The following is a 16,134-nucleotide window of genomic DNA, read 5'->3' on the forward strand; positions in this document are numbered from 1 at the left end:
ATGGGTCAGGGCCGGGCGAAGCGTTCCTTGAGGGCGTCCAGGCCGGTGGCGTAGATGCGGTCGCCGAAGTGCTGCTCGATCTCGGGGACGAGTTCGTCGGCGGCCTCGTATGTCGCGGCCCAGCGGATCTCGGCGCCCGCGTCGTGCGGGTGCACGGACAGCGTGGAGACATAGTCGGAGACGGGGACGGCGGATTCATGGATGGTGTAACGGAGCATCCGGCGCGAGTCGTCCTTCTCCAGGAGGCGTTCCCGAATGAGCACTTGGCCGTTGAGGGAGAACGCCTGCACCGCCCCGGGCGTCTCGGGATCGGCGCCGTCCTCGATCACCGACGGCGGCAGCAGGGGGTGCCAGTCGGCGAGGCCGCCGAACGTGCCGATGATCTGCCAGACGGTATCGGGGTCGGCGGTGACCACGGTCGTACGGCTGAGCGTGTGCATGGAGGCGCCTCCGATGGCTGCGGACTGCGATGGCTGCGGGTTGTCTGTGACCGGTCGCTCCCCTCGGCGGTTCACCACGTGCCGTCACCGCGCAGTACGGCGTCGGCGCCGCCGTCGATGAAGACGACCTGGCCGGTGACCAGTTCGTTCTCGGGAGAGGTGAGCCAGGCCAGGAGGGGCGCGATCTGTGCGGGCTGGGCGTGGCCGTGCAGCGGCATGGGCACGGTCGCGTCGACGATCTTGCGCACCTCGGGGCTGGCCAGCATGGGTTCGGTCATGGGGGTGACGACGGTTCCGGGAGCGATGGCGTTGAGGGGGATACCGGCGCCCGCCCAGTCGGCGGTGACAGCGGTGCGGCGTATCCATCGGGCGACGGCGGCCTTGGTCGAACCGTAGATCGCATAGCCCTCTCCCCGGTCGACCGCTGCCCGGGCGGCGGCCAGCGCCGCTTCCTCGTCACCGGCGAGCGCCGCGTCGACGATGGCCGTGTCATGAGGGTGGACGGAGGCGACCGAGGCGATGACGACGGCGCGCGGGTCCGCACCGGCGGCCAGCAGGGGGCGCAGCCCTTCCAAGGTGGCGACCGCGCCGAAGTAGTTGACGCTGACGGCGCGCGGGTCGAAACCGGCGAGGCCGGCGCCCGCGATCACGGCGTCGAGCCGCCCACCGCTCAACTCGCCTGCGCGCTCGACGAGATGGGCCCGGCCGTCGGGGGTGGCGAGGTCCGCAACGATATCGGCGTCCTTGATGTCGGCTCCGATGACCGTGTGCCCCTGCTCCTTGAGCCGGGCGGCGGTCACCTTGCCGATGCCGGAGGCAGCTCCGGTGATGAGGTAAGTGCGGGACACGGTCGGCTCCTTCGTTGACGCTGTACGTTCACCGGTCACTGATCACGGCCTGGGCCCCACCGGTACGCGGGCATGCAGAGAGAGCGCCATGGCACGGGCGTAGCGGGCGAATCGACCACTGGCCGATCGGCTCGCGATCAGTCGTTGATCAACATACGCTTTTTTGGCATGACGTGCCAAAAATTATGTCTGTGACAATGAAGGCCGAGGTGAAGCACGGCAAGGAGCACACAATGGCGGCAGCGCGGGGCCGTCCGTCCCTGACGGACCATCGGCGCCTTCAGACCCGGCTGGAGATCGCGGAGGCCGCGGCGACCCTGTTCGCGGACCGCGGTTACGACACGACGACGGTCGAGGACATCGCCTCGGCCGCGGGCATCTCCCTGCGCACCTTCTACCGCTACTGCCCGGCGAAGGAGGACGCCCTCACCCCCCTCTTCTCCTCCAGCGTCGGCCAGCTCGTGGACGTCCTCGCGGAACATCCGGCCGAAGAACCGCTCAGCGCCGCCATCGAGGCGTCCTTCGGAACGGCGACGGCCGAGCGGCGCCTTGAGGACGCCGACCGGGCCCGTCGGCTGGTCCGGGTCCTGGGGACCGTCCCCGTCCTGAAGATGCGCTGGCTCGCCGCGGGGCGGGAGATGCAGGAACGGCTCGCGCCCGCGCTGGCGTCCCGCATGGACGCCCCTGTCGACAGCCTCGAAGTGCGCCTGCTGACCACCGCGGTGCTGGATGCGTTCACCGTCACCATGGAGCACTGGGCCTGGCAGGACGAGCCCGAGGAACTCGTCGATCTGATGCGCCGCGCGGTGGCCTTTCTGCGGCTCGACGAGCTCCGGGCGAAGCCGGGGCCATCCGTCGGCAAGTAGTCAGTGAGGCCGGCCGCGCAGCGCTGTCTTCGCGAGCAGCGGACCGGTGAGGGTATTCACCGCGATATTTCCGGCTGGACGGTCAACACGCCGGAGGCGCTGACAGCGTCGACCGGTCGGCGCAGTTGCCACACCTTCGCGGGTGGCAGATTTCCCCATACGGTCCAACAGCCGACCGCGTACTTCTGGTGATATTGGTTCAAGAGATCTTTGACGCCGCGTTGGCGGCGGGCCTCTGGGCGGGATGCCAGCAAGGTGCGGACCCAGCGACTTCCGCAATAGGAAAAGTAGGTGAGAGTGCCCCCGGGGCGGAGCAGTTCCAAGTAACGCCCCATGATGTCCTCGACCTGCCGGGGGGAGAAGTTGGCGAACGGCAGGCCAGAGACGATCACGTCATAGCGGCGGTCAGTGGCGAGCTGTTCGACGAATACGTCATGGACGCGCACTTGCTCCTGCTTTTCCAGCAGGTTCGGGTGACCGCGGACCAGGCGACGCAGGTGTGCGGCGAAATGGGCGTTGGCTTCTACGATGTCCAGTCGGCTTCCCCGAGGCATCCAGGGGAGCAGGACCCGCGTGACCGAGCCGGTACCCGCACCTACTTCCAGGACGTCCGAATTCCGCGGCGCTCGTTCCAGCAATGGGTCAGCCAGCAGGTTGGCCAGCGACTTACTGCTGGGGGCGATGGAACCGACCGTGCGATGGTTCCTTATGGATTCAGCCAAGAAGGTCCATCCTTCGGTTGCACGCTGAGTCCGGACGCGGTGGTCTGGGTATGCCGTCGGCTGATGTGCAGTGGGCACGGTTCGGGCCGTTCCTTCCTGACGGGACGCCGGGGCCGGGGGGCCACCTGCCGGGGAAGTACGGGAATGTGGCCGGGCGCGTTCAACCGGCTGCGGATTTGGTCCGCTGACGGCGCGTGGACGCCGGTGCGGACACAGCTGGCGGGTGGGCGCCTCCTCGATGGTCAGTTGCACAGTGCGGGGCTGTGACCAGGTGCTTTGCTTCGAGAGCGGTCAGGTTTGTGCGTGCTTTGGGCGGGATTTGAGTGACGGCCCGCACGATGGTGAGCGATTCCGCCGGGGGCGGTGTGCTGTGCGGACGACGAACGGGGGACGGTGTGCTCAGCCAGTGGTTCTTCAGGTTCAGCCCTGCCGACGGCCAGGCTTCAGGGGCCGGAGAGCGCATGCGGCTGATCGCCTTCCCGCACGCGGGCGGAGCGGCAAGCACCTATCTCCCGTTGTCCCGTGCGCTGGCGCCCGCGATCGACGTACTGGCCGTGCAGTACCCCGGCCGGCAGAACCGGCTGCGGGAGCGGCCCGTCGCGGACATCGCCGAGCTGGCCGACGCCCTCACCGAGGAGGTGCTCGGCCTGGACGAGCGGCCCTGTGCCTTCTTCGGGCACAGCATGGGTGCCGTCCTGGCGTACGAGGTCGCGCGCCGGCTCCAGGAGCGGGGTGAGCGCGGCCCCGTACGGCTCTTCCTGTCCGGCAGGAACGCACCGTCGTCCACGCCGAGCAGGAACGAGCAGATGCACGACGACGCCGATGTGCTGGCCACCGTGCGCAGGCTCGGCGGCACCGTCTCGGCGATCCTGGAGGACCCGGCGCTGCTGGAGCTGGCGATGCCCGCGCTGCGTGCCGACTACCGCGCGATCGGCTCGTACCGGTGGCGCGAGGGGGAGCCGCTGAGCGTTCCGTTCACGGTGATGCTCGGCGTCAGCGACCCGGTGGCGAGCGTGGCGCGGGCGTCCGCGTGGAGCGCGTTGACGACGGCGGCCACGGACGTGAAGGTCTTCGACGGCGGTCACTTCTACCTCGACCACCGTCTACGGGAGGTGGCCAGGACCGTGACGGCGGCTCTGCACGCGCCCGCCATGGCTGGTTGACGGAGGTATCAGCCGCGTTGTGCCGGGGGCCGGACCGCCACCGGCCGGCGCGGTCCGCGATATACGGCGTACCGTCAATTGCGGTGTGGCGGGCGGCAACGGTTTTGGCCTGGCGGGTTGTTGAACACTGCTTTGCGCGTTACAAGTTGCGGCGTACGGGGGCAGAATCGGGGCCCCAGTGCGCCGCACCACGCGGTCGCCGGCTCTCCTTCCCTCCGCCAGAACGGGAGTATGCGCAGTGCGATTCCATCTGATCGGGCCGTTCGAAATCATCACGGACGACGGCCGGGTGTACACGCCCAAAGCGCCGAAAGTCTCGCAGCTGGTCGCTTTGCTGGCGCTCACCCCCCGGGAGACGGTGGCGACGGATACGCTGATCCGGGAACTGTGGGGGGAGAGCCCGCCGGGGGGTGCCTTGAGGACATTGCAGACGCACGTTTACCACGCGCGCAAGATGTTCTCCGATGAGCGGGTCACCAACGACGACCGGCGCATTGTGGTGACCGACCCGCCAGGTTACCGCGTCGAAGTGGCCGATACCGAGGTCGATTTCCTGGACCTGGAGCGGTTTGTGCAGCAGGCGCAGCGGAATCTCGACGCGGGCGCACTGGACGAGGCCGCTGAAATGACCGGCAGGGCGTTGGAGTTATGGCGGGGAACGATTCTCAGCAATGTCCCGGTGGGCAGTGTGCTGGCGGGGAGGATCGGCCGGGTCGAAGAATGGCGGATCCGCGCGCTGCAACTGCGCATCGAGATAGCGAACCGACGGGGCAGACAGCGCGAACACCTTCCGGAACTGCGCACACTGGTCGTGGACTACCCGCTCAACGAGTGGTTTCACGGCCAGCTCATCGCGGCGCTGTACCACTCGGGTAGGCGCAGCGAGGCTCTGCAGGCGTATCAGAACCTCTACGGCATTCTCAAGCGGGAGTTGGGCTTGAAGCCCTCGGGGGATCTGCAGCGGCTCCAGGCCGAGATCCTCGACACCGCCGACCCTGGCGCCGCGTCGTACGACCTGCGGTGGGCTAGCCCACCAGGCCGTCCAGGTGGGGCAGATGGTGGTTCAGGCGCTCTCGCTTTGTCAGCAGATAGCGGAGGTTCTCCTCGTTGGGATGCGCCAGCAGCGGGACCCGCTCGGTGATTTTGATGCCGTGCTCCTCCAACGCCTCGCGCTTCCTGGGGTTGTTGGAGAGCAGGCGGACGGAACGTACGCCCAAGTCGTGCAGGATTTCGGCGGCCAGGCGGAAGTCCCGGGCATCGACGGGGAGTCCCAGGGCCAGGTTGGCTTCGACGGTGTCGAGCCCCTCGTTCTGGAGCTTCAGCGCCTTCAGCTTCGCCAGCAGACCGATTCCGCGCCCTTCATGGCCCTGAATGTAGATGAGGATTCCGGCGCCCTCCGCGACGATGGCCCGCAGGGCCGCGGAGAGCTGGTCGCCGCACTCACAGTGCTTGGAGGAGAAGACATCGCCGGTCAGACACTCCGAATGGACCCGGGTCAGCGCCGCGTTCTCCGCCGCGTCCCCGTAGACCAGCACCATCTGCTCGTACCCGGAGAGATGGTCCAGGTAGCCAATGGCCAGAAAATCTCCGTATTCTGTGGGCAGTCGGACGTCCACCACTCTCTCGACCGCGGGCTTCCGAGAGGCGTTTTCCAACGCAAGATCTTGGTCTGCCATGCGCCTCATCGTACCGCGCCGGGTTATTCGGCGATGGCGGTGCGGGCCGTCCATTCCAGGGCCGGGATCTCCTCACCGTCCACGGTGTGGAAGGAGCCTTGGTGCACGAAGTGTTCATAGCCGTTGCGGAAACGCTTCTTGAAGGTCTCCGTGAGCGTTGCCGTGTACTGCACCCGTTGGTCATCGGGGAAGTAGGACGGACCACCGACCAGAACGACTTTGATTTCAGCCATGTTGTTTCCCTCCGTGCGCCGGCTCATTTCACTGAGCAGCCTCTCGTGGAACACAGCACCTGCCGCGCGAAGATCCGTGTCATCGACCCGGCGGTTTGGGAATTGATGAAAGCGTCAGATCCGGCCGCTGTCCAGCCGCTCCTCGCGAGTGGTCATGGGCGCGTGTGCAACCGGCCGTTATGAGCAGTTGAACACGGCGGAGACCGGGTGCCTTATCCGGCTCACTGGCACGGTCCCGTGGTGTGCGAGGTGAGGGCGGCGCGGACCGACGCGATGCGCTCGTCGTCGAACTCGACGGCAGGGTCGGCCTCGATGAAGGTCGTGACGATCCCGGCCACCGCCAGGGCGGGCTGGGACCAGTCGGCGGGCCGCGGGGCACCGAACGGGTTGGCGTGGACGGTGTGGGTGGCCAGGCTCGGGCTGGCGGGGGCCATGATGACCATGCCGCGCATGGTGGCACTGGTCAGCCGGGCGATGTCGGCGAAGCCGGCGTTGAGTTCGGGGCGCAGCCTGCAGCCCAGCAGCTCGGTGACGTCCCGGTGGGCGTCCGCGAGCATGGCGGCGCGGTCGCGTTCGGACTCCTCCAGCAATGTCTGGACGCGGGTGCGCAGTTCACCGTCGGGCAGGCTGAGGAATGTGGCGTGCAGCGCTATGTAGGTCCGCCACTCGGCCGAACCGCAGTGGATCTGCAGCTCTTTGAGAGCTCCCTGGCGCAGGACCTCCGCGACGAGTGCGGGGCGCCGGCCGGGGTCCCGCAGCCAGTCCAGGTGCTGCAGGATGACGCGCTTGGTGGCGGCGACCGCGCGGGGGTTGCTCCCGGAGAGGGCCGGGCTGGCTCCCCTGGCGAGTTCCTCGATCAGGTCGCTGAAGAAGAGGTCCTTGTAGGGCCAGCGACGGTAGACGGCGCTGCGTGAGACGCCCGCGTCGCGGATGACGTCCTCGAAGCTGATGTGTTCCAGGCTCACGGTGAGCCCGGTGTTGTTGACCATGTCCATCGCGGCGCGCAGCATCCGCTCCGCGGTCTCCTCGTCCGAGAACCGGCGCCGCCGGGACAGCCCGGTGCCCGTGGCCCTGTGGCCGGTCACGCTGGCCGCCTCCCCATATTCCGAATACGGTGTCCCAAGTCCCGGCTCCAAGGCCGGAGTTGCGGACTTCGGGTCTCAAGGTACCCCGTGGCGCCCTGGTCTCCGCTCGCCGGCGGGCAGCCCGGCGCCGGCCGCACGCAGAACGAAGGAGGCAGAGCGCGCCATGAGTGCTCGTCCGTCCGCAGGGACCGCCGGAAAGGCCGACTTAGGTCCCCAGACCCCGCAGTCCCTGCCGAAGCTGCGTGGACACCCCTGGCTGACGCTGCTGGTCGTCGGGCTCGGCGTGATGATGACGGACCTGAACATGACGATCGTCGCGGTCGCCAACCCCGTGATCAAACAGGAGTTGGGCGCTTCGTTCGCGAGCATCCAGTGGGTCACCAACGGCTATCTGCTCGCCCTGGCCATCTCCTTGATCCCGGCGGGCAAGCTCGGCGACCGCTTCGGTCACCGCCAGGTCTTCCTCGTCGGGGTGACCGGTTTCGCGCTCTGCTCGGCCGCGATCGGGCTGTCCGGCCAGATAGGCCTGATCATCTTCTTCCGTGCGCTGCAGGGCCTGTGCGGCGCGCTGCTGATGCCCGCCGCGCTCGCTCTGCTGCGGGCCTCCTTCCCGCCCGAGAAGCTCACGACGGCGATCGGCATCTACGGCATGGTCATCGGCGCCTCCACGGCGGTCGGGCCGATGGTCGGCGGTCTGCTCGTGGAGCACGTCAACTGGCAGTCGGCGTTCTTCGTCAACGTCCCGGTCAGCGTGCTGACCCTGGCCCTCGGTCTGGCCGTCCTCAAGGACCACCGCGCCGAGAAGGCACCCCGGTCCTTCGACGTCCCGGGCATGGTTCTGCTGTCGGCAGCGATGTTCTGCCTGCTCTGGTCGCTGATCAACGCCGAGGGCCTGCGCCGGGGCGATGGGGGGACCTGGCTCTTCGTGGTCGCCGCCGCGGCCCTGCTCACGGCGTTCGCGGTCGTGGAGTCCAAGGTCCGCGAACCGCTTCTCCCGCTGCGGATCTTCGGCTCCGTGCCGCTCACGGCCGGCACGATCCTGGTGATGCTGATGGCCTTCGCGCTGGTCGGCGGGCTGTTCTTCATCACCTTCTATCTGCAGAACGTGCATGGCATGGGCCCGGCGGCCAGCGGTCTGCGCCTCCTCCCGCTGACGGGGGTGATGATCGTCGCCTCGCCGCTCGCGGGCACGCTGATCACCAGGTTCGGGCCACGCGTCCCGATGGTGTGCGGCATGCTGCTCACCGCCGCCGGCATGTTCGGCATGTCCCTCCTCGGCACCGGCTCCTCGGCCGTCGCCACCTCCGTCTGGTTCGGCCTGCTGGGCCTGGGACTGGCCCCGGTCATCGTCGGTGCGACCGGTGTCATCGTCGGCAACGCCCCGCTGGAGCTGTCCGGCGTCGCCAGCGGTCTGCAGCAGGCCGCCCTGCAGCTCGGCGGCAGCCTGGGCACCGCCGTCCTGGGCGCCGTCATGGCCATGCGGGTGGACGGCTCACTCCCCCAGAGGTGGGCCTCGGCGGGTCTGCCGCCGCTGTCGCACCAGCAGCTGAAGCAGGCGGGCGACACGGTGGCGGTGGGCAACGTCCCCGTGCTGCCGCACTCCTCGGCCGCCCTCGCGGAGAAGGTGACCTCCCTCGCGCACGACGTCTTCCTCTCCGGAATGGGGCTGGCCTTCACCGTCGGCGGCGGTATCGCGGTGGCCGGGGCGCTCCTGGCCACCCTCATCAAAGGGGCTCCGGAAGGCAGGTGAGCGGCGTCCGCGCCATGGCCGCTCTCCCCTTGTTCTCCCGTCACATCGAGGTGACATCACATCGAGGTGACGGGAGAACAAACTGTGCTTCCCGTCCGGAAGAAGGGGAAATTCCGGCGGAGGACAATACCAGCGGCGCCGGAACCGGGGGGCAAGTCCTGCGGGCAAGGGCGGAGCCGGTGGCCCTGACGGCCCGTGGGGAACGGCTTATTTCCTTCTCTCTTTTCACGGCCGATGGCCTACCTCTTGGGCAGGCGTTTTCACCGGTGTCCGGGCGACTTCGGGCGAACTGTTCAACTGACCACAGTGGATAGTTGCACAGCGGAAGTCGGGATAGCGGCGCCATCAAGCGACGACCACGCGGCAGGCGCTCCGCGGCCAACTCGGTTTGATCGTTTCGCAGTTGTCAGTGCTCGGATTGCCAGGCATGCTCGATGGCGAGCGCGAGTGGCCACCTGCGTACCGGCTGACCGAATTCCGACGCGGGTGACCGAGACGGGGGTGCCGGGCTTCGCCCGCCCCTTGTCCCGCTCACTCCTGAATTCGCGTACGGCTTCGGAGTTGTTGACCACTAAAACGAGGGGGATGATGTGGTGTTTGATGAGGCGGCCTCCGGCTCTCCGCCGCCGGGATTCCGTTGTGCCGGCACCCCGGCGCGCATAAGCGGATTCCGGGCCGGCCGTACGGCGCCTTAGGAATTCTTCGAGGCGGCCGCCGGCCCCGGTCGGCCACTTCCGGGTCGGGCAACGTCCGGGTCGGCCACCGGATTCTTCTGTGAGCCTGTCCGAGGCGCCTGGCCGATGTGCCGCGCCGCCTTCTGTCCAGCAGGTGCCGCACCTGCTGTCACCCCCCATCACCCATCTCTCCGCGCATGTCCGGTGTGCGGACGGTCCGTCCCGTCCGCACACCGACGCCGGGCGGAGCGGTTCCGGACGCACTCCGAGCCGAGGCGGCTGCGCACCGGCGGCCGCCCGCTGCCCCGCGGCCGAGGACCCGCACGTCCCGCGCCCACCCGGACACCGCCGTGCGCCGCGTGAGCCGAGCGAGGCCGCCGCCGCCCCGGGACGGCCCAGCGCGATAGCCGAGGAAGAGGAAATGCACGCAGACCAAGTGACTCAGGACCCGTCCCGGCTCCTCGCCGTCGTCGGTATGGCCGGGCGTTTTCCGGGAGCTGAGAACATCGACCGCTTCTGGCAGCGGCTGCTCGACGGGCATGACGCGATCGGGCCCGTACCCGCCGAACGCTGGGACGCCACCGCCCAGTTGGACCCCGAGAAGCGCATCCAGGCGGTCGGCGGCTTCCTTGAGGACATCGACGCGTTCGACGCCACCTTCTTCGGGATCTCCCCACGCGAGGCCGAGGCGCTGGACCCGCAGCAGCGGCTGATGCTGGAGCAGACCTGGCTGGCTCTGGAGGACGCCGGAGTCCCCGCCGGCTCACTGGCCGGATCGCGCACCGGCGTCTACGTCGGCGCCCAGTGGCACGACTACGAGATCCTGCGCAGGAACCGCGGCGCGGGCACCACCCAGCACAGCGCGGTCGGCGCCGCCCTGGACGTCATCGCGGCCCGCGTGTCCTACTTCCTCAGCCTGATCGGGCCGAGCATGGCCGTGGAGACCGCCTGCTCGTCCTCGCTGGTGGCGCTGCACCTGGCCGGGCAGGCCCTGCGCCAGGGCGAGATCGACGCGGCGATCGTGGGCGGCGTCAATCTGATGCTGACGCCCGAGGTCATGATCGGCCTGACGCACTTCGGCGGGCTCTCCCCCGACGGCCGCTCCCAGACCTTCTCCGCCGCCGCCAACGGCTTCGTCCGCGGCGAGGGCGTCGTGGCGCTGTACGTGAAGACCCTCGCCCGGGCGATCGAGGACGGCGACCGCATCCACGGCGTCATCGCCGGTACGGCCGTGAACAACGACGGCGGCGGGGAGAGCCTGGTGACGCCGAACCCGGCCGGCCAGGAAGACCTGCTGCGCAGCGTGTACGAGCGGCTGGACATCCCCGTCGACGAGGTCGCCTACATGGAGGCCCACGGCACCGGCACCAAGCGCGGCGACCCCATCGAGGCCGGCGTCATCGGCCGTGTGCTGGGGCAGCCGCGCGACCGCGCCAAGGGGCCGCTGCCCATCGGGTCGGTCAAGACCAACATCGGCCACCTGGAGGCCTGCGCGGGCATGGCGGGCCTGGTCAAGGCGATGCTGGTGCTCAAGCACCGCGTGGTCCCGCCGAGCCTGCACTCCCGGGAGCTCAACCCCGCCATCGACTTCGACGGGCTGAATCTGCACGTGGTGCGCGAGACGCTGCGGCTGCCGGACGACGACCGGATGTTCGCGGGTGTCAGCTCGTTCGGGTGGGGCGGCACCAACGCGCATGTGTCGGTGATGAGCGCGCCGCCCGCCGCCGGGCCCGAACCGGCGACCGGCCGGACCCCGCAGGCCGCGGACGCCGAGGGGCCCGTGCTGCTGCCGCTGTCCGCGCACTCGCAGGCGGCCCTTGAGCAGCGGGCCCGCGAGGTGGCGGACGTCCTCGCCGACGGCGCCGCGCCGCTGACCGCCCTGGCGGGCACCCTGGCCTGGCAGCGCGACCACTTCCCCTTCCGGGCGGCCGTCACCGGCGCCGACGCCGACGCGGTGCGCGACCGGCTCACGCGGTTCACGGCGGACCCCGAGGAGGAGATACCGGGCGTGGTCACCGGCCGGGCCGCCGGGGCCCGTGGCCGTACCGCGTTCGTCTTCCCCGGGCAGGGCTCGCAGTGGGCCGACATGGGACGCGAACTGCTCGCCTGCGACCCGACGTTCGCGGCGGTGATCCACCGCTGCGCCAAGGCACTGGAGCCGCACTTCCCCTGGGACCTCGTCAAGATCGTGTCGGGTGAGGCCGGTGAGGAGTGGCTGACCCGTATCGACATGCTGCAGCCGACCCTGTGGGCGGTCTCCGTCGGCCTGGCCGAGGTGTGGCGCCAGGCGGGCGTCAGCCCGGACGTGGTGATCGGCCACAGCCAGGGCGAGGTCACCGCCGCGACGGTGGCCGGGGCCCTCTCGTACGAGGACGCCGCCCTGGTCATGGCCCGGCGCAGCGCGATCGCCCGCCGTACCTCCGGCAAGGGCCTGATGCTCGCCGTGGACCTGGACGTCGAGGGTGCCAAGGCGGCCATCGCCGGCTTCGAGCACGGGGTGTCGCTCGCGGTGAACAACGGCCCCAGCTCGTGTGTGCTGTCCGGCGACAGCGAACTGATCGAGGTCCTCAAGGAGATCCTGGAGGCGGACGGCACGTTCTGCCGCCTGGTGAACGTGGACTACGCCTCGCACAGCCCGCAGATGGACGAGCTGGAGGAGGACCTGCTGGCGGCGCTGGGGCCGGTCCGGCCCCGCGAGGGCGAGATCGAGCTGATGTCGACGGTGCGGCTGGCCGGACTGCGCGGCCCGGAGCTGGACGCCCGCTACTGGGTGGACAACCTGCGCCGCCCGGTGATGTTCGCCGACGCGCTGGACAAGGTCTTCGACGACGGCGTCACCCACGTCGTGGAGATCAGCCCGCACCCCGTACTCGCCCCGGCCATCGAGCAGTTGGCGGCGCTGCGCGACGAGCCGCCACGGGTGCTGTCCACCCTGCGGCGCGGCCAGGGGTCGCCCGAGTTCCTCACCGAGGCGTTCGCCCGTGCCTACACCGAGGGCCTGGCGCCGTTCGGCGGCCTGCCGCGCAGGGCGTGGGCCCCGGCGCCGGGCTACCCCTGGCAGCGCTCGCCGTACTGGATCCAGCCGGGCCGCCGCCGCGACACCGAGCGCAGTGGCCTGGACGTCGCCCTGACGCCGTCCGTGTCCGCGCCGGGCACATGGACGGGCACGCTGGAGGTGGCGCTGGAGGACCAGCCGTGGCTGCGCGACCACCAGGTGCACGACGCCTTGGTGCTGCCCGGCGCCGGGATGATGGCGCTGGCGGTGCGGACCGCGCTGGCCCGCACCGGGTCGGTCCCCGCCGTCCTCGAAGACATCGTCTTCCGCAGCGATCTGACGCTCGGTGAGGACGCGGCGCGGCTCAGCGTCCAGTGGCGCGACGACGACGCCGGGAGCGGCTTCGCCCTCTCCTCCCTGCCGCAGGGCGCCACGTCCTGGACCGAGCACGCCGTCGCCCGCGCCCTGCCGTCCGGTCCGGCGCCCGAGGTGGCCGTGCCGGCGTTCCCCGAACGCCTGCTGTCCGCGACGCCGGTGGCGGCCGGGGACTTCTACGCGTCCTGCTCCGCCAAGGGCCTGAACTACGGTCCGGCGTTCCAGGGCGTGCGCGGCCTGCACCAGGGCGAGGGCGAGGCGCTGGCCGAGGTGCGGCTGAGCGAGCAGTGCCTGGCCGGTGCGCGGGCCCGCGATCTGCACCCGGCGCTGTGGGACGGCGCGATGCAGGTGTCCCTGCCGCTGGCCGACGAGGACCAGGCCGTGGTGCCGACCACCGTGCGCCGCGTCCACCTCCTGCGGGATCTCGCCGAGCCCGTCGTGGCCCTGTGGTCGTACGCGGTGCGCCGCGAGCCCCTGCTGTTCGACGTCTTCTTCTACGACGCCGACCGCCGCCCGCTGCTGGTGATGGAGGGGCTGCGGCTCACGCCGCTGGCCGTCGCCTCCGGGCAGGGAAGCGCCGACGGGGACCGGGTGCACCGCCTGGTGTTCACCGAGGCGCCGCGTGGGGCCGTGGACGCCGCGTCCGGAACGTGGGCGGTGTGTGCGGGCAGTGGCGGCGCCGACGGCGCTGCGGCCCTCGCCGACGCCCTGGGTGCGCTGGGCGCCAAGGCCGGCCTCGCGCTGGCCGGCGGGCAGGACGCCGCCGAGGAGGCGGTCTGGGCCCAGCGGCTGCGGGACTCGGGCGAGGTGACCGGTGTGGCGTTCCTCGCGCCGCGCGCCGAGGACGGGTTCGAGGCCCAGCGCGAGGGCCTGCTCGCGCTCACCGCCCTCGTCCGCGCCTGCCTCGCGCTGCCCGCGCCGCCGCGCGTGGCCGTCGTGACCACCGGAGCGCAGGCCGCCACCGCGGCCGACGAGCCGGACGCGGGCGGCGCACTGTACTGGGGCTTCGGCCGGGTGCTGCGCCGCGAACACGCCGAGCTGCGGCCGCTGCTCCTCGACCTCGGCGCGGGCCGGGCCGAGTGGGCGGCCGAGTGCGCGGCCGAACTGGCCGCCGACGACGGCGAGGACCAGGTCGCGCTGCGCGGCACCGGCCGCTTCGTGGGACGGCTGGAGCGCGGCCCCGCCGGCGCCCCGCCGCAGGAGACCCGCTGGCACACGCCGCCGCAGCCGTTCCGGCTGACCTCGCGGCGCCCGGGAGACGGCGGGCCGTCGCACTTCCGTCCGCTGGATCGACGCGCGCCCGGCCGCGGCGAGATCGAGATCGCCGTGACCGCCGCCGCGCTGGGCGGCGCCGACGTGCCCGGCACGGCCGAGGGGTACGGCCTGGACGCCACCGGCGTGGTCACCCGGGTCGGCGCGGAGGTGACCGGCTTCGCCGCGGGCGACCGCGTCGTGGCCTGCGCGCCCGGGGCGCTCGCCTCGCATCTGACGCTGCGTGCCGACCACGCCCGCCCGCTCCCCGAGCAGCTGGACGAGGACGGCGTCGCCGCGCTGCCCTCGGCGCTGACGACGGCCTGGTACGCGCTGAGCGAGCTGGCCGGGCTCGGCGCGGGCGACACCGTCCTGATCCACGACGCGGCCGGCGGGCTGGGGCTCGCCGCCGTGCAGGTGGCGCGCGTCCTGGGCGCGGAGGCCATCGCGACGGCGCCCACCGAGGAGCAGCGCGAGCACCTCGCGCGGCTCGGCGTCCGGCATGTCTTCGACTCCCGCGGCCTGTCCTGGGCCGACGGCGTGCGCGAGGCCACCGGCGGGCGCGGTGTGGACGCCGTTCTCAACTCCCTTTCCGGAGCGGGCCTGGAGCGCGGTCTGGACGTCCTCGCGGACGACGGGCACTTCCTCGACGTGGGCGCGAAGGGCGGGCACCAGGGCCGCTCGATCGGCCTCGCCTCCTTCCGTGCGGGCGTCAGCTTCGTCTCCGTCGACCTCGCCGGCTTGATCGCCCGCAGGCCCGAGCGGTTCGCGCGGCTGCTGACCGCGGTGTGGGACCTGGTGGCGGACGGCACGCTCACCCCGCCGCCGGTGACGGCGTACCCGTTCGCCGACGTTCCCCGGGCGCTGGAGGAGCGCTCGCGCGGCGGGCACATCGGTACGGCCGTGCTGTGTGCGCCGGAGACCGTCACCGCGGTGGCCCCGGAGCCGCTGCCGGGCGGCCGGTTCCGCGGCGACGGCACCTATCTGATCACCGGTGGTCTGGGCGCGCTCGGCCTGTCCCTGGCGCGGTTCCTGGCCGAGCGGGGCGCCGGCGCGCTGGCCCTGGTCGGCCGCTCCGCCCCCGGACCGGAAGCGGCCGCGCGCATCGAGGAGCTGCGGGCGCTGGGCGTACGGGTGGACACCTTCCAGGCCGATGCCGCCGACGAGGAGGCCCTCAAGCGGGTGCGGGCCCAACTGCCGCCGCTGCGCGGTGTGGTGCATGCGGCCGGTCTGCTGGACGACGCCACCATCCAGAAGCTGGAGCCGGGACAGCTGCGGCGGGTCCTGGCACCGAAGGCGGAGGGCGCCCGCAACCTGGACGCGGTCACCGCCGGCGACCCGCTGGACTTCTTCGTGCTGTTCTCCTCGGCCGCGGCCCTGATGGGCAACGCGGGCCAGGCGGCGTACGCGGCCGGCAACGCCTTCCTGGACGCGCTCGCCGTCTCCCGCCGCCGGCGCGGGCTGCCCGCGCTGAGCGTGCAGTGGGGCCCGTTCACGGACGTGGGCCTGGCCGCGCAGGACGCCAACCGCGGCGCGCGCCTGGAGGAGCGCGGTATGGGCGGCTTCACGACCGAGGAGGCGTGGCCGGCGCTGGAGCGCTTCCTGCGCGACGAGGAGCAGGTCGTCTCGTATGTCCCGCTCCACCTGCGCCGGTGGTTCGAGGCGTACCCGGACACCGCCGCCCTGGCGAGCTGGAGCGGACTGCGCCAGGCCTCCCAGGACGGGCCGGGCTCGGGCGGCGCGGGCCAGGCGTTCCTCACCGAGCTGCGCCAGGCCCCGCCCGAGCGGCGCCCCGAACTGCTGGAGGCCAAGGTGCGGGAGCTGGCGGGCCGGGTGCTGCGCCTGGAGACGAAGGCGATCGACCGGGACGCGCCGTTCAAGGCGCTGGGCCTGGACTCGCTGATGAGCCTGGAGCTGCGCAACCGGCTGGAGGCGGCCTTCGGCCTGAAGCTCTCGCCCACGCTGCTGTGGACCTACGGCAGTACGCGCGCGCTCTCCGGCGTCCTGGCGGAGCAGCTGTCCGCCCCCCTGGCCGCCGCGGACGACAAGGACTGAG

Annotated in this window: 11 protein-coding genes; 5 read left to right on the forward strand and 6 right to left on the reverse strand. The window is 71.1% G+C overall.

Annotated features, from left to right (window positions below; all coding sequences use genetic code 11):
- Positions 1 to 5: 5 nt before the first annotated feature.
- Both ACWD6P_RS07810 and ACWD6P_RS07815 read right to left on the reverse strand, forming a co-directional pair.
- Complete coding sequence (locus ACWD6P_RS07810; RefSeq protein ID WP_451443143.1) at positions 6 to 440, reverse strand: SRPBCC family protein; 435 nt, start codon at positions 438 to 440, stop codon at positions 6 to 8.
- Positions 441 to 511: 71 nt separating this feature from the next.
- Positions 512 to 1,288 carry an SDR family oxidoreductase gene (locus ACWD6P_RS07815; protein WP_451443144.1) on the reverse strand — a complete coding sequence of 259 codons (777 nt, stop codon included), beginning with the start codon at positions 1,286 to 1,288 and terminating at the stop codon, positions 512 to 514.
- A gap of 233 nt (positions 1,289 to 1,521) precedes the next feature.
- Between ACWD6P_RS07815 and ACWD6P_RS07820 the strand changes: the two genes are divergently transcribed.
- Positions 1,522 to 2,154 (forward strand): TetR/AcrR family transcriptional regulator, encoded by a 633-nt coding sequence (locus tag ACWD6P_RS07820; RefSeq protein ID WP_451443145.1) that lies wholly within the window; start codon positions 1,522 to 1,524, stop codon positions 2,152 to 2,154.
- Between the two features lie 56 nt (positions 2,155 to 2,210).
- Here the strand turns inward: ACWD6P_RS07820 and ACWD6P_RS07825 are convergent, their stop codons facing one another.
- Positions 2,211 to 2,876, reverse strand: coding sequence for a class I SAM-dependent methyltransferase (locus ACWD6P_RS07825; protein ID WP_451443146.1), 666 nt, complete (start codon positions 2,874 to 2,876; stop codon positions 2,211 to 2,213).
- A 461-nt stretch (positions 2,877 to 3,337) separates the two neighbouring features.
- Here ACWD6P_RS07825 and ACWD6P_RS07830 point away from each other — a divergent pair, with 461 nt between their 5' ends.
- Both ACWD6P_RS07830 and ACWD6P_RS07835 read left to right on the forward strand, forming a co-directional pair.
- Positions 3,338 to 4,039, forward strand: coding sequence for a thioesterase II family protein (locus tag ACWD6P_RS07830; protein ID WP_451443147.1), 702 nt, complete (start codon positions 3,338 to 3,340; stop codon positions 4,037 to 4,039).
- A 238-nt stretch (positions 4,040 to 4,277) separates the two neighbouring features.
- Entirely contained in the window at positions 4,278 to 5,180 is a 903-nt protein-coding gene (locus tag ACWD6P_RS07835) for an AfsR/SARP family transcriptional regulator (protein ID WP_451443148.1), read from the forward strand.
- On the opposite strand, the gene ribA is transcribed toward ACWD6P_RS07835, so the two are convergent.
- The 3 genes from ribA to ACWD6P_RS07850 form a co-directional block, all read right to left on the reverse strand.
- The gene (gene ribA / locus ACWD6P_RS07840) at positions 5,065 to 5,715 is read right to left on the reverse strand and encodes a GTP cyclohydrolase II (RefSeq protein WP_451443149.1); all 651 of its coding nucleotides are present in this window, start codon (positions 5,713 to 5,715) and stop codon (positions 5,065 to 5,067) included. The genes ACWD6P_RS07835 and ribA overlap by 116 nt on opposite strands.
- Positions 5,716 to 5,738: 23 nt before the next feature.
- A complete protein-coding gene (locus tag ACWD6P_RS07845; protein WP_451443150.1) occupies positions 5,739 to 5,948 on the reverse strand; it encodes a DUF5988 family protein in 210 nt (69 codons plus the stop codon).
- A gap of 221 nt (positions 5,949 to 6,169) precedes the next feature.
- A complete protein-coding gene (locus tag ACWD6P_RS07850) occupies positions 6,170 to 7,033 on the reverse strand; it encodes a TetR/AcrR family transcriptional regulator (RefSeq protein ID WP_451443151.1) in 864 nt (287 codons plus the stop codon).
- A 286-nt stretch (positions 7,034 to 7,319) separates the two neighbouring features.
- On the opposite strand from ACWD6P_RS07850, the gene ACWD6P_RS07855 reads away from it, so the two are divergent.
- Positions 7,320 to 8,783 (forward strand): MFS transporter, encoded by a 1,464-nt coding sequence (locus ACWD6P_RS07855; protein ID WP_451443215.1) that lies wholly within the window; start codon positions 7,320 to 7,322, stop codon positions 8,781 to 8,783.
- A 1,095-nt stretch (positions 8,784 to 9,878) separates the two neighbouring features.
- Complete coding sequence (locus ACWD6P_RS07860; RefSeq protein WP_451443152.1) at positions 9,879 to 16,133, forward strand: SDR family NAD(P)-dependent oxidoreductase; 6,255 nt, start codon at positions 9,879 to 9,881, stop codon at positions 16,131 to 16,133.
- Position 16,134: the final 1 nt, after the last annotated feature.

The sequence above is a fragment of the Streptomyces sp. NPDC002446 genome (assembly GCF_053595675.1).